This window comes from Rhodococcus sp. NFXS4 (assembly GCF_058139645.1).
On the sequence record NZ_CP192221.1, the window covers coordinates 3,274,174 to 3,293,367 of the forward strand.

The 19,194-nt window shown below is 69.0% G+C and carries 17 protein-coding genes and 1 tRNA gene; 7 read left to right on the forward strand and 11 right to left on the reverse strand.

All coding sequences use genetic code 11. The annotated features are described in order from the left end of the window. Positions 1–15: 15 nt before the first annotated feature. Positions 16–360, forward strand: a complete 345-nt coding sequence (locus tag J4E04_RS15330; protein ID WP_222638284.1) for an MmcQ/YjbR family DNA-binding protein — start codon at positions 16–18, stop codon at positions 358–360. On the opposite strand, the gene J4E04_RS15335 is transcribed toward J4E04_RS15330, so the two are convergent. The 5 genes from J4E04_RS15335 to J4E04_RS15355 all read right to left on the reverse strand — a co-directional run bounded on the left by J4E04_RS15335 (position 361) and on the right by J4E04_RS15355 (position 4,696). After that, positions 361–1,308, reverse strand: a complete 948-nt coding sequence (locus tag J4E04_RS15335; RefSeq protein ID WP_490148950.1) for a Ppx/GppA phosphatase family protein — start codon at positions 1,306–1,308, stop codon at positions 361–363. Beyond that, positions 1,305–1,820, reverse strand: coding sequence for a DUF501 domain-containing protein (locus J4E04_RS15340; protein WP_027504060.1), 516 nt, complete (start codon positions 1,818–1,820; stop codon positions 1,305–1,307). Before J4E04_RS15340 ends, J4E04_RS15335 begins: the two co-directional genes overlap by 4 nt. A 48-nt stretch (positions 1,821–1,868) precedes the next feature. Continuing rightward, positions 1,869–2,450, reverse strand: a complete 582-nt coding sequence (locus tag J4E04_RS15345; RefSeq protein ID WP_328810176.1) for an FtsB family cell division protein — start codon at positions 2,448–2,450, stop codon at positions 1,869–1,871. A gap of 8 nt (positions 2,451–2,458) precedes the next feature. Next, positions 2,459–3,754, reverse strand: coding sequence for a phosphopyruvate hydratase (eno, locus tag J4E04_RS15350; RefSeq protein ID WP_027504061.1), 1,296 nt, complete (start codon positions 3,752–3,754; stop codon positions 2,459–2,461). Between the two features lie 186 nt (positions 3,755–3,940). Further along, complete coding sequence (locus J4E04_RS15355; protein WP_222646146.1) at positions 3,941–4,696, reverse strand: lytic transglycosylase domain-containing protein; 756 nt, start codon at positions 4,694–4,696, stop codon at positions 3,941–3,943. 207 nt (positions 4,697–4,903) lie between these two features. On the opposite strand from J4E04_RS15355, the gene efeU reads away from it, so the two are divergent. The 3 genes from efeU to efeB all read left to right on the forward strand — a co-directional run bounded on the left by efeU (position 4,904) and on the right by efeB (position 8,235). After that, positions 4,904–5,746 (forward strand): iron uptake transporter permease EfeU, encoded by an 843-nt coding sequence (gene efeU / locus J4E04_RS15360; protein WP_222638355.1) that lies wholly within the window; start codon positions 4,904–4,906, stop codon positions 5,744–5,746. A gap of 88 nt (positions 5,747–5,834) precedes the next feature. Continuing rightward, positions 5,835–6,974: an iron uptake system protein EfeO gene (gene efeO, locus J4E04_RS15365; protein WP_222646147.1), complete on the forward strand. Its 1,140-nt coding sequence runs from the start codon at positions 5,835–5,837 to the stop codon at positions 6,972–6,974. After that, on the forward strand, positions 6,955–8,235 hold the full coding sequence (efeB, locus tag J4E04_RS15370) for an iron uptake transporter deferrochelatase/peroxidase subunit (protein ID WP_490148951.1): 1,281 nt from the start codon (positions 6,955–6,957) through the stop codon (positions 8,233–8,235). The genes efeO and efeB overlap by 20 nt, the downstream gene beginning before the upstream one ends. A gap of 4 nt (positions 8,236–8,239) precedes the next feature. Here the strand turns inward: efeB and J4E04_RS15375 are convergent, their stop codons facing one another. From J4E04_RS15375 to J4E04_RS15390, 4 genes are all read right to left on the reverse strand, one after another. Beyond that, entirely contained in the window at positions 8,240–9,247 is a 1,008-nt protein-coding gene (locus J4E04_RS15375; protein ID WP_490148952.1) for a nucleoside triphosphate pyrophosphohydrolase, read from the reverse strand. A 7-nt stretch (positions 9,248–9,254) separates the two neighbouring features. After that, positions 9,255–12,944: a transcription-repair coupling factor gene (mfd, locus tag J4E04_RS15380; protein ID WP_490148953.1), complete on the reverse strand. Its 3,690-nt coding sequence runs from the start codon at positions 12,942–12,944 to the stop codon at positions 9,255–9,257. A 166-nt stretch (positions 12,945–13,110) separates the two neighbouring features. Continuing rightward, on the reverse strand, positions 13,111–13,755 hold the full coding sequence (locus J4E04_RS15385; protein ID WP_490148954.1) for a ScbR family autoregulator-binding transcription factor: 645 nt from the start codon (positions 13,753–13,755) through the stop codon (positions 13,111–13,113). Positions 13,756–13,917: 162 nt separating this feature from the next. Next, positions 13,918–14,508, reverse strand: a complete 591-nt coding sequence (locus J4E04_RS15390) for a TetR/AcrR family transcriptional regulator (protein ID WP_027504068.1) — start codon at positions 14,506–14,508, stop codon at positions 13,918–13,920. Between the two features lie 206 nt (positions 14,509–14,714). Here J4E04_RS15390 and J4E04_RS15395 point away from each other — a divergent pair. From J4E04_RS15395 to J4E04_RS15405, 3 genes are all read left to right on the forward strand, one after another. Further along, positions 14,715–14,785, forward strand: a tRNA-Gln gene (locus tag J4E04_RS15395). A 107-nt stretch (positions 14,786–14,892) separates the two neighbouring features. Next, positions 14,893–16,371, forward strand: a complete 1,479-nt coding sequence (gene glmU, locus J4E04_RS15400) for a bifunctional UDP-N-acetylglucosamine diphosphorylase/glucosamine-1-phosphate N-acetyltransferase GlmU (RefSeq protein WP_027504069.1) — start codon at positions 14,893–14,895, stop codon at positions 16,369–16,371. Positions 16,372–16,375: 4 nt separating this feature from the next. Beyond that, positions 16,376–17,359 carry a ribose-phosphate diphosphokinase gene (locus tag J4E04_RS15405; RefSeq protein WP_490148955.1) on the forward strand — a complete coding sequence of 328 codons (984 nt, stop codon included), beginning with the start codon at positions 16,376–16,378 and terminating at the stop codon, positions 17,357–17,359. Between the two features lie 66 nt (positions 17,360–17,425). Here the strand turns inward: J4E04_RS15405 and egtD are convergent, their stop codons facing one another. Then, complete coding sequence (gene egtD / locus J4E04_RS15410; RefSeq protein ID WP_490148956.1) at positions 17,426–18,412, reverse strand: L-histidine N(alpha)-methyltransferase; 987 nt, start codon at positions 18,410–18,412, stop codon at positions 17,426–17,428. 49 nt (positions 18,413–18,461) lie between these two features. Beyond that, on the reverse strand, positions 18,462–19,193 hold the full coding sequence (gene egtC, locus J4E04_RS15415) for an ergothioneine biosynthesis protein EgtC (protein WP_490148957.1): 732 nt from the start codon (positions 19,191–19,193) through the stop codon (positions 18,462–18,464). Position 19,194: the final 1 nt, after the last annotated feature.

The window sequence follows — 19,194 nt, forward strand, 5'->3', positions numbered from 1 at the left end:
TGGCACACTGCGTCCATGGCGACAGAGGACGACGTCCGACGTATCGCACTCGCGCTGCGCGAGGTGACGGAGAAGCCGTCGTACGGCACTCCCGGCTTCCGCGTGAAGGACCGACTGTTCGCACGGGTCCACGAGATGCCCGACGTTCTGCTGCTCCGCAGACCGAGCGTCGAGGACCGCGAGGCCCTCATCAGCTCGAACCCGGCAGCGTTCTTCACCACTGATCACTACGAGGGTCACGCGTCGGTGCTCGTGCGACTACCCGAGGTGGACGTCGACGAGCTTCGTGAACTGATCGAGGAAGCGTGGGAGTGCCGCGCTCCGGTGACCGTCAGGAAGCTCGGGCCGAGACCGGAGTGATCATCGCCCGGCGACGCTGAGAGCGATCCCGTCGAGGATGTCGTGCTCGCTCACGACCAGGCTGTCGATTCCGGCTTCGGCACCGATGTGTTCGGCGAGTGTGGCCGCGACGAGGGATCCTCCGCCGATGACGTCGACGCGACCGGGATGCATCGGGCCGAGCACGGCACGGTCCGCTCTCGTCATGCCGAGCAGACGATCACAGACGTCGCGCAGATCGGTGAACGGGATGCGCGACAAGTGGATCGCGTCCGGATCGTAGGCGGGAAGATTCTGTGCCACGGCCGAGAGGGTGGTCATGGTCCCGGCAACCCCGACCCAGGTGCGGGCATCTTTCACGGGTACCGCGTCGAACGCCGGCTGGAGGCGCTCCGAGGTGAAGGCCTGCCCTGCCCTGCGCTCGGCCTCGGTGGGTGGATCGGTGCGCAGGCACCGCTCGGTGAGCCGAACACATCCGATGTCGGCGGAGAAGGCGGCGCGCACGCCGTCGGCATCTCCGAGCACCAGCTCGGTGGAGCCGCCGCCGAGATCGACCACCAGGAACGGCCCCTCGTCCGGATCCAGATCGCCGACCGCCCCGGCGAAGGACAGACGAGCCTCCTCGTCGCCCGAGATGACCTCGGCCACTGCACCGTCCGCGACGGAGGCGAGGGTCCGGCGCGTCATGTCGAAGAAGAGATCACGATTGTCGGCGTCGCGCGTGGCCGACGTCGCGACCATGCGCACCGCGTCGACACCGCCCAGAGCGGTGATGATGTCGACGTACTCGAGCAGCGCTGCCTCGGTGCGGTCGATCGCCTCGGGTGCGAACGACCCGGTCGCGTCGACACCCTGCCCCAGCCGGACCACACGCATCTCACGCGCGAGATCGCGAAGACCGTCGTCGTCCACGTCGGCCACGAGCAGGCGGATGGAGTTGGTTCCGCAGTCGATCGCAGCGACCCTCATGCTCGGAGCTCCTCGATGGTGGGCCAGTCCGCGGGCAGGGCCGTGCCACGCAGGGGCCCCTCGGCGGCCAGCGCCACCGACTCGTCGCCCAGCGGATTGGCACCCGGCCCCTTGGCCAGCGAGTGCGCCATCAACACGTGCAGACACTTGACCCGGTCCGGCATCCCGCCGCCGGTGAAATCGGTTCCGAGCGACTCGATCTCGTTGCGCTCGGCCAGATACGCCTCGTGGGCACGCAGGTAGGCCGCGGCGAGCTCCTCGTCCTGCTGCAGCCGCTCGGTCATCTCGCGCATGACACCGGCGGATTCCTGGCGGCTCGCCTCGGCCGTCAGACGCGGATCCGTGAGGTAGAAGAGGGTGGGGAACGGCGTTCCGTCGGGCAGCTTCGGCGCCGTCCTGACGACGGCGGGACGGCCGTCCGGGGTGCGGTAGGCGATCTCGAGCACGCCGCGCGGCTCTCGTCCGAGCTGGGCGGACACGGCGTCGAGGTCTTCGCGCGACACGTCGCTCACTGGGTCTGACTCATTTCCGGATCGGGTGGATCGGCGTGCGCCGAGGCGTCACCGTGGGGTGGTCGCCGTGGACCACAGGTCGCTGTACCAGGGTCCGGGCGGGGGCGGCGGCGGATCGTTCTCGATGTCCGATCGTGCACGCGCGCCGGGCAACTGGACTTGATAGGGGGTCTCGCCGGGCATGACGTAACCGAGGCGCTCGCGTGCCTGTGCGGTGATGTAGGCCGGATCTTCTGTCTGGTCCTTGCGGATCTGGAGCTCGGCCACGCGCTGTTCCAAGGCCACTCGCTCGGCGGCCACCTGGGCGGCGTCCCCGCGCTGGGAGATGTACGTCCGCAACGGAACTGCGAGAGTCAGGGCGAGAGCGCAGATCACCACGGCGAGAACGACGGCCTTGCCCGTCGACAGGCCGAGGAACGTGCGCTCCTTCTTCTCGCCGCCGCGGCGGCGTCCGCGCCGACCGACCAGTGCGGCACCCTCGGTGACGACGTCGTTGACCGCGCCGGCGACGGTCCGGGGCTGCGAGGACCCGGACCCGTCGCGGCGCGTGGATCGACCGGGACGCGCGTCACGGCGCGGCGAACGGCCACCCGGCCGTGCCGCACTGCGTCGAGAGTCCCGGTCCGCCATCGGTGAGCTCAGCTGTCCTTCGAGGTGAAGTCGAGCCGCGGGAACGCCAGCTCGCCCGAGTAGCGCGCGGCGTCGCCGAGTGCCTCCTCGATGCGCAGCAGCTGGTTGTACTTGGCGACACGCTCGCTGCGAGCCGGGGCACCGGTCTTGATCTGTCCGCTGCCCACGGCGACGGCGAGATCGGCGATGGTGGTGTCCTCGGTCTCGCCGCTGCGGTGGCTCATCATCGTGCGGTAGCCACTGCGGTGCGCGAGATCGACGGCGTCGAGGGTCTCGGTCAGCGTGCCGATCTGGTTGACCTTCACCAGGAGAGCGTTGGCGGCTCCCTTGACGATGCCCTCCTCGAGGCGCTCCGGGTTGGTGACGAACAGATCGTCGCCGACGATCTGTACCCGGTCACCGATGCTGTCGGTGAGGGCGACCCAGCCGTCCCAGTCGTTCTCGTCGAGCGGATCCTCGATGGAGACGAGCGGGTACTGGTTCAGCAGGTCCGCGTAGAACGCCGACATCTCCTCCGCGGTGCGGGTGTTGCCCTCGAAGGCGTATCCCGTTCCGGCGGTGAAGAACTCGGTGGCGGCGACATCGAGCGCGAGAGCGATGTCGGAGCCCAGCGTGAGGCCGGTCTTGCCGACGGCCTCCGAGATGAGGTCGAGTGCGGCCTTGGTGCCCGCGAGGTCGGGGGCGAAACCGCCCTCGTCGCCGAGCCCGGTCGACAGGCCCTTGGCCTTGAGGACCGACTTCAGTGCGTGGTAGACCTCGGCGCCCCAGCGCAGGGCCTCCTTGAAGGTCGGCGCACCGATGGGGGCGATCATGAATTCCTGCACGTCGACGCCGCTGTCGGCGTGGGCGCCACCGTTGATGATGTTCATCATCGGTACCGGCAGGATGTGGGCGTTGGGTCCACCCAGGTAACGGAAGAGCTCCAGTCCGGCGGACTCCGCGGCACCCTTGGCCACGGCGAGCGAGACACCGAGCAGGGCGTTCGCGCCGAGGCGCGACTTGTCGGCGGTGCCGTCGAGGTCGAGCAGTGCCTGGTCGACCGTGCGCTGCTCGATGGCGTCGAGGCCGATGACGGCCGGCGCGATCTCGTCGAGCACGGCGTTGACGGCCTTCTCGACACCCTTGCCGCCGTAGCGATCGCCGCCGTCGCGGAGCTCGACGGCCTCGTGCTCACCGGTGGAGGCGCCCGAGGGCACCGCTGCACGGGTCAGCGTGCCGTCGTCGAGCGCGACCTCGACCTCGACCGTGGGGTTGCCACGTGAGTCGAGGATCTCGCGAGCTCCGACCTGTTCGATGATGGCCACGAATGAACTCCTAGTCAGGCGTTGAACACACAGCTTCGGGCGCGAACCGGTCACCCGTGGTCGGGCGCGGCTCGAAGACAGACTAGCCGTCGCAGCCGCCGCGCTCGATATTCGACGCGCAGGCGCGCACGCGGGCAGGCCGGAGGCCGGTCGGTAGTCAGGCGGGCAGGCCGGAGGAGGTCGACGTCAGGACGGCCGGGCACCGACGGAGTAGGCGGAGGCCGCGTCGCGGACGTCCCTCAGGTAGACCCCCGACAGGTTGTAGGCCATGAGGGCGGCCTGCCATCCCTCCGCTGCGGTGAGGTCTCCCCCACGGGCGCAGAGGTAACGCCCCGCGGTGAGCGCGGCGTCGTCGAGGTTGTCGGGGTCGGCGCGGCCGTCCCCGTTGGCGTCCACGCCCCACTTGCGCCAGGTCTCGGGGATGAACTGCATCGGTCCCATGGCGCGGTCGAAGACGGTGTCGCCGTCCAGTTCTCCGCCGTCGGTGTCGGCGATCTCCGCGTTGCCGGCGGTACCGTCGAGGGGCACTCCGCGGATGGGCGGGGTCGCGGTGCCGTCGGGACCGACGGACGATCCACCGAAGGTGCCGTGACGACTCTCGATTCGGCCGATCCCGGCGAGAGTGGTCCAGGCCAGACCGCACCCCGGTGACGAGCGGGCCATGACCGCGGCCGCGTGGCCGTAGGCCTCGAGCGCCGTGCGACCGATTCCGGTGGGGTCGACCAGCGGTTCCGCCCAGCCGGCGAGCAGGTCGGCCGAGCGACCGGGCGCGTCCACGTCGATCGGCGGCAGGGGCGCTCCGGGCCCCGGCGGGATTCCCTCCGGGATCTCCACCGCGGGTCTGCCCGGATCCAGATCGAGGGCGCCGCAGCCGGAGACGACGGCGGCCGTGGCGAGCGCAGCCGCGACGACGCGGAGGCGCCGGGAGCGCGGTGGGAGCATGCCTCCATCATCCCGAGTCAAAGTAATAGAAGGGTAAAGGTCTTCAAAAGTCCTGGTCGGCGGCTGTTTCGCACCCCGAAGCCGGTGTATGTTCACCTTTCGTATGAGGGTCGCCTTGCCTAAGACGCCCCACTCCACTCGAACCCGGGAGATCCCGCCGTGTCCACAGTCGCCGTCGTCGCGTCCGCGCCGTCCGTCGTGACGCAGATGGTCGGCAGCGGACTGATCGGGGTGCGGGAGGGACTCGAGACCGGCATCGTCGTGATGATCCTGGTCGCGTTCCTCGTGAAGTCCGACCGCCGCGACGCGCTGAAGTGGGTGTGGACGGGTGTCTCGGCCGCCGTGGGCATGGTCGCCGTCGTGTTCGCCGTCATCCACCTCGGCACCTCGACGGTCACGGGCCTCACCGCCGAGATCATCGCCGGCATCGCCTCGCTTATCGCCGTCGCGATCGTCACCGGCATGGTGTTGTGGATGCGGTCGGCCGCCGCCTCCATCTCCGGCACGTTGAAGGCCGGCATGGCCCGCGCGCTCGACGTCGGGCCGGTGGCCGTCACATCGCTCGCCTTCCTGGCGGTCGGGCGCGAAGGAATCGAGACGGCGCTCCTCATGGTCGGCTACGCGGAGAACACCAACGGCAGTTTCTGGCCGCTGCTGGGTCTGCTGGCCGGAATCGCCGTCGCTGCATTCCTCACCGTCCTCCTGTACTTCGGAGCAGTACGCATCGACTTCGCCCGGTTCTTCCGCTGGACGGGCGTCTTCCTCGTGTTCGTCGCCGCCGGAATCCTGGCGTACGGACTGCGGGCTCTGCAGATCGGCGGAATTCTCCCCGGTGGCAGCGCGACCGCGTTCGACATCAGCGACACCTGGGACGCGGGCAGTTGGTACGGCACCGTCGTCGCCGGCATCTTCAACTTCCGCCCCGAGCCGACCGTTCTGCAGGTCGCGGCCTGGGTGCTCTACCTCGTCGTCGTCCTGCCCCTGTTCCTCCGGCGGCCGAAGGCCGTGCCACGAGTCACCGCACCGCAGCCACAACCCGCCGCGTCCTGACCCACACATCTGCTCCAGAACCTCCGGCCTTCCCGCTCCACTACCGACCGGCCTCCGGCCTTCCCGCTCCCGAAAGGGCACCACTGAAATGCGCACCACCACCCGCCTCCTCTTCTGCGCCGCCGCGCTGCCGCTGGCACTCACGGCCTGCACCGAGAAGGAGGCCACGACCTCGGCCGAGGGCGGCGACATCGTGGTCGACGCGACCGACAGCTCGTGCGACGTCGGTACGACGAGTGCACAGACGGGCAGCTCCACCTTCCAGGTGACCAACAACGGCTCCAAGGTCACCGAGTTCTACGTCTACGGCGAGGGCGACCGCGTCATGGGTGAGATCGAGAACATCGGGCCCGGCGTCTCCCGCCAGCTCATCGTCGCGCTGCCCGAGCCCGCCACGTACCAGACCGCGTGCAAGCCGGGCATGGTCGGCGACGGCCTCCGCGGCGACTTCGTCGTCACGGGTGACGCCAAGGAGTCCGACGCCGACGGGACGCTCGCCGAGGCGGCCGACGGCTACAAGCGCTACGTCGTCAGCCAGGTCACGGCGTTGCAGGAGACGACGGCGTCGTTCGTCACCGCGGTCACGTCCGGCGACGTCGAGGGCGCCAAGGCCCAGTTCCCGCTCGTCCGCACCTACTACGAGCGCATCGAACCCGTCGCGGAGAGCTTCCCCGACGATCTCGACCCCCGCATCGACCTGCGCGAGCCGGACGTCGAGCCGGGTGCCGAGTGGACCGGGTTCCACCGCTTGGAGAAGGACCTGTGGGCACAGGGGCTCCAGCCGGACACGAACGCGATCGCCGCGCAGTTGAAGGCGGACGTCGACGAACTGGTCGCGGGCGTGCAGTCCCCCGACTTCGTGATCGACCCGATCACGGTGGCGGGCGGCGCACAGGGCCTCCTCGACGAGGTCGCCCAGACGAAGATCACCGGTGAGGAGGACTTCTTCTCCCACACCGACCTGTACGACTTCCAGGCGAACGTCGACGGATCGCAGGCAGCGGTGGCGGCTCTCGCTCCGGTGCTGTCCGAGCGGAACCCGGAACTCGCGGCCACCATCGAGCAGCGCTTCGCCGAACTCGACACCGAGCTCGCGAAGTACCGCCAGGGTGACGGCTTCGTCTCCTACGACACGGTCACCGAGCCGCAGCGCCAGGACCTGTCGAAGAAGATCGACGCCCTGTCCGCGTCGGTGAGCCAGGTCCAGGGTGTCGTCGCAGGCGCCTGAGCGGACGTCCGACACGGACGCCGCCACCACCCCGCCGAGTCGACGCCTCTCGCGCCGCGCGCTCTTCGGTGGCGTGGGAGCCGGCGCACTCGCGGTCGGCGCCGGTGCCGCGCTGGGCCGGTCGACCGCACCCGAACCCGTGGTCGCCGACGCGGCCGAGGCCGTGGTGCCGTTCCGCGGCGTCCACCAGGCGGGCATCGTCACGCCCGCACAGGACCGCATGCACTTCGTCACCTTCGACGTGACGACCACCTCGCGCGACGAGATCGTCGCGATGCTCACGAAGTGGACGGCAATGGCCGAACGTCTCACCGTCGGCGCCGAGTCGGTGCCCGGTGGCGTGGTCGGCGGCGGACAGTACGAGCCGCCCGGTGACACCGGCGAGGCCTACGGTCTGATGCCGTCCAACCTCACGCTGACCATCGGCTTCGGCCCGTCATTCTTCGACAAGCTCGACTTGGGTGACCGCAGACCGGCTGCACTGCAAGATCTTCCGCGATTCCCCGGTGACGACCTCGACCCGGCGCGGAGCGGTGGCGACATCGCGGTGCAGGCCTGCGCCGACGATCCGCAGGTGGCGGTGCACGCCATCCGCAATCTCGCGCGCATCGCGTTCGGCACCGCGTCGGTGCGGTGGTCGCAGCTCGGCTTCGGTCGCACCGCGTCGACGTCGACCGCCCAGGCGACACCGCGCAACCTCTTCGGCTTCAAGGACGGCACGAACAACATCAAGGCCGAGGAAGCGGCGACCGTCGACGAGCACGTGTGGGTGAACGGCGGCGAGTCCGACTGGATGACGGGCGGCACCTACCTCGTGGCGCGGCGCATCCGGATGAAGATCGAACCGTGGGACCGCGCGGTGCTCGGCGAACAGGAACGCGTCATCGGTCGGTCCAAGGCCACCGGCGCGCCACTGGGCGGTACGGCCGAGTTCGATACCGTCGATCTCGGCTCCTCGACCATCGCGAAGGACGCGCACGTACGACTGGCGTCGTCGGAGTCGTTGGGCGGCATCAAGATTCTTCGCCGCGGGTACAACTTCACCGACGGCTCCGACGGCTTCGGCCACCTCGACGCGGGGCTCTTCTTCGTCGCTTTCTGCAGCGATCCACAGACCCAGTTCGTGCCGATGCAGCAAGCGCTCGCGCGACGAGATGCCCTGAACGAGTACATCTCCCACGTCGGCTCGGCGGTCTTCGCCTGCCCACCGGGAGTTCCGGAAGGCACCGAGGACTACTGGGGCTCGACGCTCTTCGGCTAGACGGTCAGCGGTTCTTCTCGTCCGCCTGCGGCCGATGGTGGGACGCGGCGACGCGTGCGTCGTCCGTCCCCGTCGCCGCGAGCGGTCGGCCGAACATGTCGGTTCCCGGCCAGTACTTGGACCACGCTCGTGCGTCCATCTCGGCCGATCGGACTCCGTCCATGGCGGCGCCGCGCTCCGCGGCCCGTACGTCGGCCACGAACTCGTTGACGGTGCGGCGCAGCGAGTCCTCGGCGCTGGTGGTGCCGTGATCACCCGAGATGTCGATGCGCACCGAGAGCATGGACTCCGGGACGAAGTCCTGGGGGAGCCCGGCCTTGACCGCTCGGGTGATGACCTGCTGGGCGAGCGCGAGCGACGGCTGCGCCATGGCGATGCCGTCCAGACACGACGCGCGTACCTTCTCCGCGGCCTTGCGCTCCTCCCAGGCCTTCTCCTGCGCACCGATGTCGATCGGTGCGCCGGACGTGTCGGCCAGGTGCGGGCTGCGGTGGGTCAACTTGGCCACCAGGGTGGACGCCACGTCGTCGATGTCGAACGCCTCGGCGCCCGCGTCCTTGGCGATGCGCGCGTGGAAGATGACCTGCAGCAGCAGATCGCCGAGCTCCTCCCGGATGGAGTCCGCATCGCCGGTCTCGATGGCATCGAGCAGTTCGTAGGTCTCCTCGAGGAGGTACCCGCGCAGCGACTCGTGCGTCTGCTGCGCCTCCCATCCGCCGAGTGAGCGCAGTTTGTCGATGACGAAGACGGCCTCGGCGAGGTTGCCGCCGCGGGGTACCGGCACCTCGATGACGTCCTCGCCGCGCGTGATGCGTTCCTGGACGTCGGGGTTGTCGCGGCTGGTGCTGATGAGCACCTCGGGCTCGTCGTCGCCCGCGGAGGTGAACCCCGTGAGGCGCCAGCGGATGGAGACCGGCACCTCTTCGGTGAAGCCCACGGGCTTGTCCAGCAACGTCACGGCCTGCACCGGCACCATGGTGGGCCGCAGGGGATCCAGCAGCAGAATCGTCATCGCGCGCTCACACCCCGATCGGTTGCTCGACTCGTACGGAGCCCGCGGGCTGCCCGTCCATCGCGAGCAGCACGTCGGCGACGAACTGCAGAAGTTCCTCGTCGCGGACACGGGCCGAACCGACTCCACCACCTGCCACACGCGGAATCGGGATCTGCACCGTGCCGGTGGTCGCCCGATACTGTGCGCTGGGGTAGAGCCGCTTCAACCGTATCTGCTTGGAGTCGGGTAGGTCCATCGGCGCCAACTTCACCATGGTCCCCGCCATCTGCACGTCCACGATGCCGTAGGAACGGCACAGGATGCGCAGGACGGCGACGGCCACGAGCCGGGCGACCTCGGCCGGCACCGGCCCGTAGCGGTCGGTCAGCTCGTCGATGACCGCACGGATCTCGGCGTCGTTCTGCGCCGCGGCCAGCTTGCGGTACGCCTCGAGTCGGAGCCTGTCGCTGGTGACGTAGTCCGGCGGGATGTGGGCATCGACGGGGAGGTCGATGCGTACCTCCTTGGGCGCCTCGTCGGTGGTGACGGGGCGGCCGTCGGCCACGGCGCGGTAGGCCTCCACCGCCTCGCCGACCAGTCGGACGTACAGGTCGAATCCCACACCGGCGACGTGGCCGGACTGCTCCGCGCCCAGCACGTTGCCCGCGCCGCGGATCTCGAGGTCCTTCATCGCCACCGCCATACCGGCGCCCAGGTCGGAGTTCTGCGAGATGGTGGCCAACCGGTCGTACGCCGTCTCGGTGAGCGGCTTCTCCGGCGGGTAGAGGAAGTAGGCATAGCCACGGTCCCGGCTGCGACCCACACGCCCACGCAACTGGTGGAGCTGGGACAGACCCAACGAATCGGCTCGCTCGACGATCAGCGTGTTCGCATTGGAGATGTCGAGGCCCGTCTCGATGATGGTGGTGCAGACCAGGATGTCGAACTCACGCTCCCAGAACCCCTGCACCGTCTTCTCGAGCGCGTCCTCGTTCATCTGGCCGTGTGCGACCACGACGCGCGCTTCCGGCACCAGCCGTCGGATGTTCGCGGCGGCCTTGTCGATGCTGCTCACGCGGTTGTGAACGTAGAAGACCTGGCCGTCACGGAGCAGCTCACGGCGGATCGCCGCCGCCACCTGCTTCTCCTGATAGGCACCGACGTAGGTCAGGACGGGGTGACGCTCCTCGGGCGGCGTCAGGATGGTCGACATCTCGCGGATGCCCGCCATGCTCATCTCGAGCGTGCGCGGAATCGGTGTCGCCGACATCGTCAGGACGTCGACGTGCGTGCGCAGCGCCTTGATGTGCTCCTTGTGCTCGACGCCGAAGCGCTGCTCCTCGTCGACGATGACCAGCCCGAGGTCCTTCCACTGCACACCGGTCTGCAGCAATCGGTGCGTGCCCACGACGATGTCCACCGTGCCGTCCGCGAGGCCGGCGAACGTCTCCCGTGACTCGGCGGCGTCGGAGAACCGGGACAGCCCCTTGACCGTCACCGGGAAGTTGGCCATCCGCTCGGTGAAGGTCTGCAGATGCTGCTGGGCCAGCAGGGTGGTGGGAACGAGCACCGCTACCTGCTTGCCGTCCTGGACGGCCTTGAACGCCGCCCGGACGCCGACCTCGGTCTTGCCGTAACCGACGTCGCCGATGACCACTCGGTCCATCGGGACGGGCTTCTCCATGTCCGCCTTGACCTCGTCGATGACGGTCATCTGGTCGACGGTCTCGGTGAACGCGAAGGCGTCCTCCATCTCCTTCTGCCACGGGGTGTCCGGCCCGTACGCGTGACCGGGCGCCGCCTGCCGCGCCGCGTAGAGCTGGACGAGCTCCCCTGCGATCTCGCGGACGGCCTTGCGGGCCTTGCGCTTGGTGTTGGTCCAGTCGGATCCGCCCAGCTTGCTCAGGCTCGGCATCTCCCCGCCGACGTAGCGGGACAACTGGTCGAGCGACTCCATGGGAACGAAGAGGCGGTCGCCCGGGTGGCCACGCTTGCTGGGCGCGTACTCGACGACGAGGTACTCACGGCGTGCCCCGCCGATGGTCCGCTCGACCATCTCGACGAAGCGGCCGATGCCGTGCTGGTCGTGGACCACCATGTCGCCGGCCGTCAACGCGAGCGGATCGACCTGGTTGCGACGCTTCGCGGGCAACCGTTTGCCGTCGCCGGCCGCCGCGACCCGGTTGCCGGTGAGATCGGCCTCCGTCACCACCACCAGGCCGGCGTCACGCAGGACGAGACCCGAGTGCAACGACCCGCACATCACGCCGACGACGTCGGAGCCGGGCTCGGCACCGGCATCGAGAGGGAGCGCCGGCACACCGGCCTCCCGCAGGCGTTCGACCGTGCGCTGCGCCGTTCCCGCGCCCGCGACGACGACGGCCACGCGGCCGCCGGACGCGAGGTGCGCCGTGAACATCTGGAAGAGCGTCGCGAGTGCCTCCTCGGAGCCGCGCACGTCCGGCGCCGCGTCGACGTCGAGCACGATCTCCTCGTCACTGCCCGAGGCGAGCGGGCCCACGGTCCACCACGGCCGACCGGCCGCCTCCGCAGACTCTCGGACCTGCCGCAGCGACCGGTACGCGGACGCGCTGAGATCGAGGTCGAGGACGGCGCTCTCGTCCGTCACGCTGCTGGTGTCCAGCGCTGCGGTGTCGAGCGGTGCGGCCGCACCGATGCTCGCGGCCGTCCACGACGCCTCGAGGAACTCCTTGCCGGACCGCACCAGATCCGTCGCGCGCGTACGCACCTTCTCCGGATCGCAGACCAGCACGTGCGCGCCGTCGGGCAGCGCGTCGGTCAGCAGTTCGAGGCCGCCGGCCTTCAGCACCGGCAGCAACGCCTCCATGCCCTCGACCGGAACGCCGGCGGAGATCTTCTCGAGCATCTCCACCAGGATCGGGTCGCCGGTGTTGTCGGCGGCGAGACGCGCCGCGCGCTCCCGTACGGCCTCGTCGAGAATCATCTCCCGGCACGGCGGCGCGATGACCGTGTCGACCTCCACGTCGGGGATGGAGCGCTGGTCCGCGACCGAGAAGGCGCGCAGGTCCGTGACCTCGTCACCCCAGAACTCGACACGGACGGGGTGATCCGCCGTCGGCGAGAACAGGTCGAGGATGCCGCCGCGCACCGCGAACTCACCGCGTTTGCCCACCATGTCGACACGCGTGTAGGCCAGCTCGACCAGTCGCTTCTGCAACTCCTCGAAGTCGAACTCCGCCCCCACGCGCAGGCCGACGGGCTCGATCTCGCCCAGTCCACGCGCCATCGGCTGGAGCACCGAGCGCACCGTGGTGACGATGATCTTCAGCGGGACGCCGTAGTCGGCGTCCTCCGGCCGGGCGAGGCGCCGCAGCACCTCGATACGACGACCGACGGTGTCCGCTCCGGGAGACAGACGCTCGTGCGGCAGCGTCTCCCAGGACGGGAACTGCGCCACGGCGCCGCCCACCATCTCCGTGAGCTCGGCCGTCAGATCGTCGGCCTCGCGGCCCGTCGCGGTGACGAGCAGGACCGGTGTGGTGCGGGACATGGCCGCAGCGATGAACGCCCGTGCCGGAGTGGGTGCCACCAGGGTGGCCTCGCGGCGGCCGGACAGATCGACGATCTGCGCCAGCGACGCGTCACGCAGTGCGAATTCCAGCAGGCCCGACATCCGGCCCGCACCGTCGTCCGGGGTCTGCGCGGGGGAAACATGGACGGACGGCGAGGACACCAGCAGAACTCCTGACGGAAAGACGACACGGTCGTGCACCCGCAACGGCCCGACACCCCTCACGGAGATCGATCGGTCGGCGACGACTCGGTATCGATTCTAGGAGCAGTCGTCGACAGAAACGACCGTGGGCCGACCGAGGCGACCGCGACGCGGCCGCTCGTCGTCAGGCGCCGTAGCGCAGGACCCGGCGGGCGGCGAACTCACGGAAGTAGTCGAGCTTGCGACCGGGGACCAGCGACGGGAGCAGGTAGTGCCACAGCCGCTCCATGCGCGCCGACAACTCCTTGGTGCTGTCGGTGGCCACCGCGACCATGTGGGCGCCGACGATGACCTCCAGGAACAGCATTCCGGTGGTCACGGGGTCGAGGTCGGCCTCGAGGTCGCCCTCGTCGATCGCCCGACGCGCCAGGCCGGTGTGGTACTCGGTCCAGCCCTCCATGACGTTCTCACCGGTACCGCGGTAGTCGCCGATCTGATGCTTGAGCCGGAACATCGCGGCGACCATCGGATCCGTGATCGCCAGATCGACCGTGATGTACGAGACACCGATCTCGGCCTCGAGAGCGGGGATCCGGCCGTCGTCCAGGGCGCGGCACGCCGTGGTGAGCCGCCGCACGCCCTCGTCGATGACGGCGCGAGCCAGCTCCTCCTTCGACCCGAAGTGGAAGTAGAGAGCTCCCTTGGTGACCTGCGACTGCGAAATGATCTCGCTGAGGCTGGCATTGGCGTACCCGAGCCGTAGAAAGACATGGGCGGCCCCCGCGAGCACCGTGTCTCTGGTGATCTCGGCGCGTGCCTGTCTGACCATGCGATCCGCCTCGAAAGTTTGGGGCATTCAATCCGTGAACAACGCGAGAACGGTACCACTGGACCACTACACAGCACGAGCACTCGTCCCGGAGTCCGAGCGTCGTGTCGTCACGACCGACGAGGTGGTCCACCGTGACCACCTCCGGTGACACTCGCGCTTTCAGCTCCCCAACCGGGGATCGGGCTCCAGATTCGTGAGCCCGTTCCAGCACAGGTTCACGATGTGCGCGGCCACCACCTCTTTCGAGGGAGACCGTTCGTCCAGCCACCATTGCGCCGTCATCGACACCATTCCGACCAATGCCTGGGCGTACAGCTGGGCATTGGCCGGGTCGATGTCGCGGCGGGAGAAGTCACCCGCCAGGATGTGCCCCACCTGGCCGACGGCGTCGTTCAGCAGGCTCGAGTACGTTCCCTCGGCCGCGGCGACCGGGGAGTCGCGCACGAGGATGCGGAACCCGTCGCTGCGCTCCTCGACGTAGGTCAGCAGGGCCAGCGCCACCCGTTCGACCCGGATCCGGGACCGGTTCTCGGTCAGCGACGACGTGATCATGGACAGCAGCGTGGACATCTCGCGGTCCACCACCACGGCGTAGAGACCCTCCTTGCCGCCGAAGTGCTCGTACACGACCGGCTTGCTCACCTGCGCGCGTTGCGCGATCTCCTCGATGGACGTGGCCTCGTAGCCACGCTCGGCGAACAGCGTGCGGCCGATCTCGATCAACTGGGCCCGGCGCGCGGTCCCCGTCATCCGGACGCGGGGCGCACGTTCCGGTAGGGCGGCGTCACCGGGTGCACGCGGCTGATCGGGCTCGCGGGGCGCGTCGGGCGTCGAGGTCATGGAATCACTGTGACACGCGAGCACTGCGCGGCGAGTGAGGCCTGCGGAGCGTTTTACGGAGCGGGTGCACTCGTGCGAGGATCGACGCGCTCGGCGCACGCCAGCCGAGGCTGTGATCCGCCGTGGTGTAATGGCAGCACCTCTGATTTTGGTTCAGATAGTTCAGGTTCGAATCCTGGCGGCGGAGCCGTGACGCCACAGCGGCGGAGCTGCTGTCGTAGGGCGGCGGAGCCGTGGCGACGAGTGTGGCGGGTCCCCCGCCCGGGGCACATCCGAAGTCGGTCGAGGAGATTCATGACGTCGAAGGTCGCTGTAGTCGTGCTCGCCGCGGGGGCGGGAACCCGAATGCGATCGAAGACTCCGAAGGTTCTGCACGAACTGGCCGGTCGGTCCATGCTCGCGCACGCTCTGCACGCGGCCGACGGGGTGGACCCCGATCACCTCGTCACCGTCGTCGGGCACGACCGCGAGAAGGTCTCGGCCGCCGTCGCCGATCTGGCCGAGACGTTGGGTCGCACCATCGACATCGCGGTGCAGGCCGAACAGCACGGCACCGGTCACGCGGTGCAGTGCGGCCTCGCGTCGCTGCCCGCCGACTTCGACGGCACCGTGGTGGTCACCGCGGGGGACGTGCCACTGCTCGACGCCCACACTCTGCAGGCACTGCTGCACGATCACCACTCCTCCGCGGAGCCCGTCGCGGTGTCGGTGCTCACCTTCGTCCCCGACGACGCGAACGGCTACGGCCGCATCGTCCGCGACGGGTCCGGCCAGGTCCAGGAGATCGTCGAGCACGCCGACGCGACTCCCGATCAGCTGACCATCACCGAGGTGAACTCGGGTGTCTACGCCTTCGACGCGCAGTCGCTGCGGGTGGCTCTCGACTCGCTCGGCACCGACAACGCGCAGCACGAGCTGTACCTGACCGACGTCCTGAAGATCTCGCGCCGACGCGGCCTGCCGGTGTTCAGCACCCAGCTCACCGACCCGTCGCTGGTGCGCGGTGTGAACGACCGAGTGCAGCTGTCCGAGGTCACCCGCATCCTCAACGAGCACATCCTCGCCCGCCACATGCGCGCCGGCGTGACCGTGATCGACCCGTCGTCGACGTGGGTGGACATCGAGGTCGCCGTCGGACGCGACGCCGTGCTGCACCCCGGCACGCAGTTGCACGGACGCACCGTCATCGGCGAGGACGCGATCATCGGGCCCGACACGACACTCACCGACGTGTCGGTCGGCGAGGGCGCGACGGTGGTCCGCTCGCACGGATCCGACTCGGTGATCGGTGCCGGAGCGACGGTCGGGCCCTTCACCTACCTGCGGCCGAACAGCGACCTCGGCGACCACGGCAAGCTCGGCGCCTTCGTGGAGACCAAGAACGCGACCATCGGAGCGCACTCCAAGGTGCCGCACCTGACCTACGTCGGCGACGCCAGCATCGGCGAGCACTCCAACATCGGTGCGTCCAGCGTCTTCGTCAACTACGACGGCGTCGGCAAGAGCCGGACCGAGATCGGTTCGCACGTGCGCACCGGTTCCGACACCATGTTCATCGCGCCGGTGCGCGTGGGCGACGGGGCCTACACGGGCGCCGGAACCGTCCTACGCCATGATGTACCGGCGGGAGCGCTCGCCGTCTCCGGTGGTCCGCAACGGATCATCGAGGGCTGGGTGCAGAAGAAGCGTCCGGGAACGCCGGCGGCAGAGGCCGCCGAACGCGCCCGTTCGACCGAGGAATCACACGTGCACGAACCGAAGGACGGCGAGTAGAGCAGTGACCACAGCCAACTGGATCGACAACCAGAAGAACTTGATGCTCTTCTCCGGTCGCGCTCATCCCGAGCTCGCCGAGCAGGTGGCGAAGGAACTCGGGATCGAGGTCACCCCGCAGACCGCCCGCGACTTCGCGAACGGCGAGATCTTCGTCCGCTTCGAGGAGTCCGTCCGCGGCTCCGACGCCTTCGTGCTCCAGAGCCACCCGTTCCCGTTGAACACGTGGCTCATGGAACAGCTCATCATGATCGACGCGCTCAAGCGCGGATCCGCGAAGCGCATCACCGCGATCCTGCCGTTCTACCCCTACGCCCGCCAGGACAAGAAGCACCGCGGCCGCGAGCCGATCTCCGCGCGCCTGGTCGCCGATCTGCTCAAGACGGCCGGTGCCGACCGCATCATCACGGTCGATCTCCACACCGACCAGATCCAGGGCTTCTTCGACGGCCCGGTCGACCACATGCACGCGCACAGCCAGCTCGCCGACCACATCCGTGAGGGCTACAACCTCGAGCACATCACCGTGGTCTCCCCCGACTCCGGCCGCGTGCGCGTCGCGGAGAAGTGGGCCGACTCGCTCGGCGGGGCGCCGCTGGCGTTCATTCACAAGACGCGAGATCCCCTGGTGCCCAACCAGGTCAAGTCGAACCGAGTCGTCGGTGACGTCGAGGGGCGCACCTGCATCCTGATCGACGACATGATCGACACCGGTGGCACCATCGCCGGCGCGGTGAAGGTGCTCGAGGAAGCCGGCGCGGGCGACGTCGTCATCGCCGCCACGCACGGCGTGCTGAGCCACCCGGCCGCCGAGCGCCTCGCGTCGTGCGGCGCCAAGGAGGTCGTCGTGACCAACACGCTGCCCATCAGTGACGACAAGATGTTCCCGTCGCTGACCGTGCTCTCCATCGCACCCCTGCTCGGCAAGACCATCCGTGAGGTCTTCGAGAACGGGTCCGTCACCAGCCTGTTCAACGGTAACGCCTGAGAAACGACGTCACCGACCGACACTCCCCGCGGACCTCGTCCGCGGGGAGTGTCGTCGTCGGGCGCCCTACTTCCGGGCCAGCACCAGGGCGAAGCGCTCGTCGGCATCGGTCCAGAACTCGTCGACCGTCAGCCCCGCCGCGGCCAGTTCGCCGGTGATCGACTCGCGCCGGAACTTGGCGGAGATCTCGGTCCGCATCTCCTCGCCCGCCGCGAACTGCACGTCCAGGTCGAGGTCCGCGACGCGCACCGTGTGGTCGCGACGTGCGCGCAGCCGCATCTCGATCCACTCGTTGCGCTCGTCCCACACGGCGACGTGCTCGAAGTCGTCCACGTCGAAGTCGGCGTTCAGCTGCCCGTTCAACACGGAGAGCACATTCAGGTCGAACTGCGCCGTCACTCCCTGCGCGTCGTCGTACGCGGGCACCAGAACCGCGGGGTCGATGACCAGCCCGACCCCGAGCAACAGGAACTCCCCCGTGTCGAGGGTGTTCGAGATGGCGGAGAGGAACTCGGCGCGCTCCTGCGGCACGAGGTTCCCCAGCGTGCCGCCCAGGAACGCCAACGTCCTGCGCCCGCCGGTGGGGACCCAGAACAAACCACTGTCCGGGCCGCCGGTGCTCGTGAAATCACTCACCACACCGTGGATCTCGAGGTCCGGGTACTGGCGCGACAACTCCTCCATCGCACCGGTCAACGCCGACGGCGACACGTCCTGCGGGACGTAGCGACGCAGGGTGCCGTGTTCCAGACCCGCGGACAGCAGCACCCGGGTCTTGTCCGACGATCCGGAGCCCAACTCGACCAGCACCTCCACTCCCGTCACGCGGGCGATCTCCGCGGCCCGTTCGGTCAGCAGGGCGCGCTCGGTGCGCGTCGGGTAGTACTCGTCCAACTCGGTGATGCGCTCGAACAGTTCGCTGCCCACGGCATCGTAGAAGTACTTCGGCGGCAACCATTTCGGCGTCGCGGTGAGCCCGCGGCGGGCATCTTCCCGCAGCGATTCCTGTAGATCACCCTCGGTGATGTGGATGTCCAGTGACGGCGCTGTCATGACGAACTCCTCGGTGCTGACGAGCATGGAAGGTGCAGGGGTGGAGCGGTCAGAAGGTGGTGATGTCCACGGATCCCGGTCGGGCGGAGACGAGGCACCGATCGGGCACCTGCTGCCATCCGGGCAGATCGTCGAGCGGTTCGGACGCGAGGATGACGCTGTCCTCGTCGTACCGGACGGAGAGCGAGTGGTGGAGCGTCGTCGCCCAGAGCGACTCGCCATCGCCGAGCAGCAGGTTGACGCGCGAGTCCGGAGCGGCGGCGTCGACGTCCGCCAGCAGACCGGCGAGTGCGTCCGCCGGATCGCGGTCCAGTAGCCGCTGCTGCAGAATCGCCCACAGCACAGCGGAATCCGTGGGTGCCGCCAACCGCAGCAGCGACTCGACGGGCACCTTCTCGGCGAGCGCGGAGACCGACTGCGGCCACCCGCGCACGACACCGTTGTGGCTGAACGCCCATCGACCCTCGACGAAGGGCGCGCACGCCGACCGCTCGACGGGCATGCCGACGGTGGCTGACCGCACGGCCCCCATCACCGCCACCGAGCGGATGTGGGTGAGCGTGTCGGTGACGGCCGGGTCACCCCACATCGGCATCGCGCTCCGATACGACGACGCGGTGCCGTTCGACCACCAGGCCGCACCGAAGCCGTCCGCGTTGATCGTGCCGCCGCCGCGCATCTCGCGGGGTGCGTACGACTGGGTGAGCAGCGATGTCGGGCCCGCGGTGAGCACGTCTCCGACGGTGCGCGCGGGTCCGAGATAACCGACGTGTCGGCACATC

What these genes read in the sequence shown, in the direction of transcription:
- J4E04_RS15330 (WP_222638284.1), top strand. Translation starts at nt 16, where the DNA reads ATGGCGACAGAGGACGACGTCCGACGTATCGCACTCGCGCTGCGCGAG.
- J4E04_RS15335 (WP_490148950.1), bottom strand. Translation starts at nt 1,308, where the DNA reads ATGAGGGTCGCTGCGATCGACTGCGGAACCAACTCCATCCGCCTGCTC.
- J4E04_RS15345 (WP_328810176.1), bottom strand. Translation starts at nt 2,450, where the DNA reads ATGGCGGACCGGGACTCTCGACGCAGTGCGGCACGGCCGGGTGGCCGT.
- J4E04_RS15355 (WP_222646146.1), bottom strand. Translation starts at nt 4,696, where the DNA reads ATGCTCCCACCGCGCTCCCGGCGCCTCCGCGTCGTCGCGGCTGCGCTC.
- efeU (WP_222638355.1), top strand. Translation starts at nt 4,904, where the DNA reads ATGGTCGGCAGCGGACTGATCGGGGTGCGGGAGGGACTCGAGACCGGC.
- efeO (WP_222646147.1), top strand. Translation starts at nt 5,835, where the DNA reads ATGCGCACCACCACCCGCCTCCTCTTCTGCGCCGCCGCGCTGCCGCTG.
- J4E04_RS15375 (WP_490148952.1), bottom strand. Translation starts at nt 9,247, where the DNA reads ATGACGATTCTGCTGCTGGATCCCCTGCGGCCCACCATGGTGCCGGTG.
- J4E04_RS15385 (WP_490148954.1), bottom strand. Translation starts at nt 13,755, where the DNA reads ATGGTCAGACAGGCACGCGCCGAGATCACCAGAGACACGGTGCTCGCG.
- J4E04_RS15390 (WP_027504068.1), bottom strand. Translation starts at nt 14,508, where the DNA reads ATGACGGGGACCGCGCGCCGGGCCCAGTTGATCGAGATCGGCCGCACG.
- glmU (WP_027504069.1), top strand. Translation starts at nt 14,893, where the DNA reads ATGACGTCGAAGGTCGCTGTAGTCGTGCTCGCCGCGGGGGCGGGAACC.
- egtD (WP_490148956.1), bottom strand. Translation starts at nt 18,412, where the DNA reads ATGACAGCGCCGTCACTGGACATCCACATCACCGAGGGTGATCTACAG.
- egtC (WP_490148957.1), bottom strand. Translation starts at nt 19,193, where the DNA reads ATGTGCCGACACGTCGGTTATCTCGGACCCGCGCGCACCGTCGGAGAC.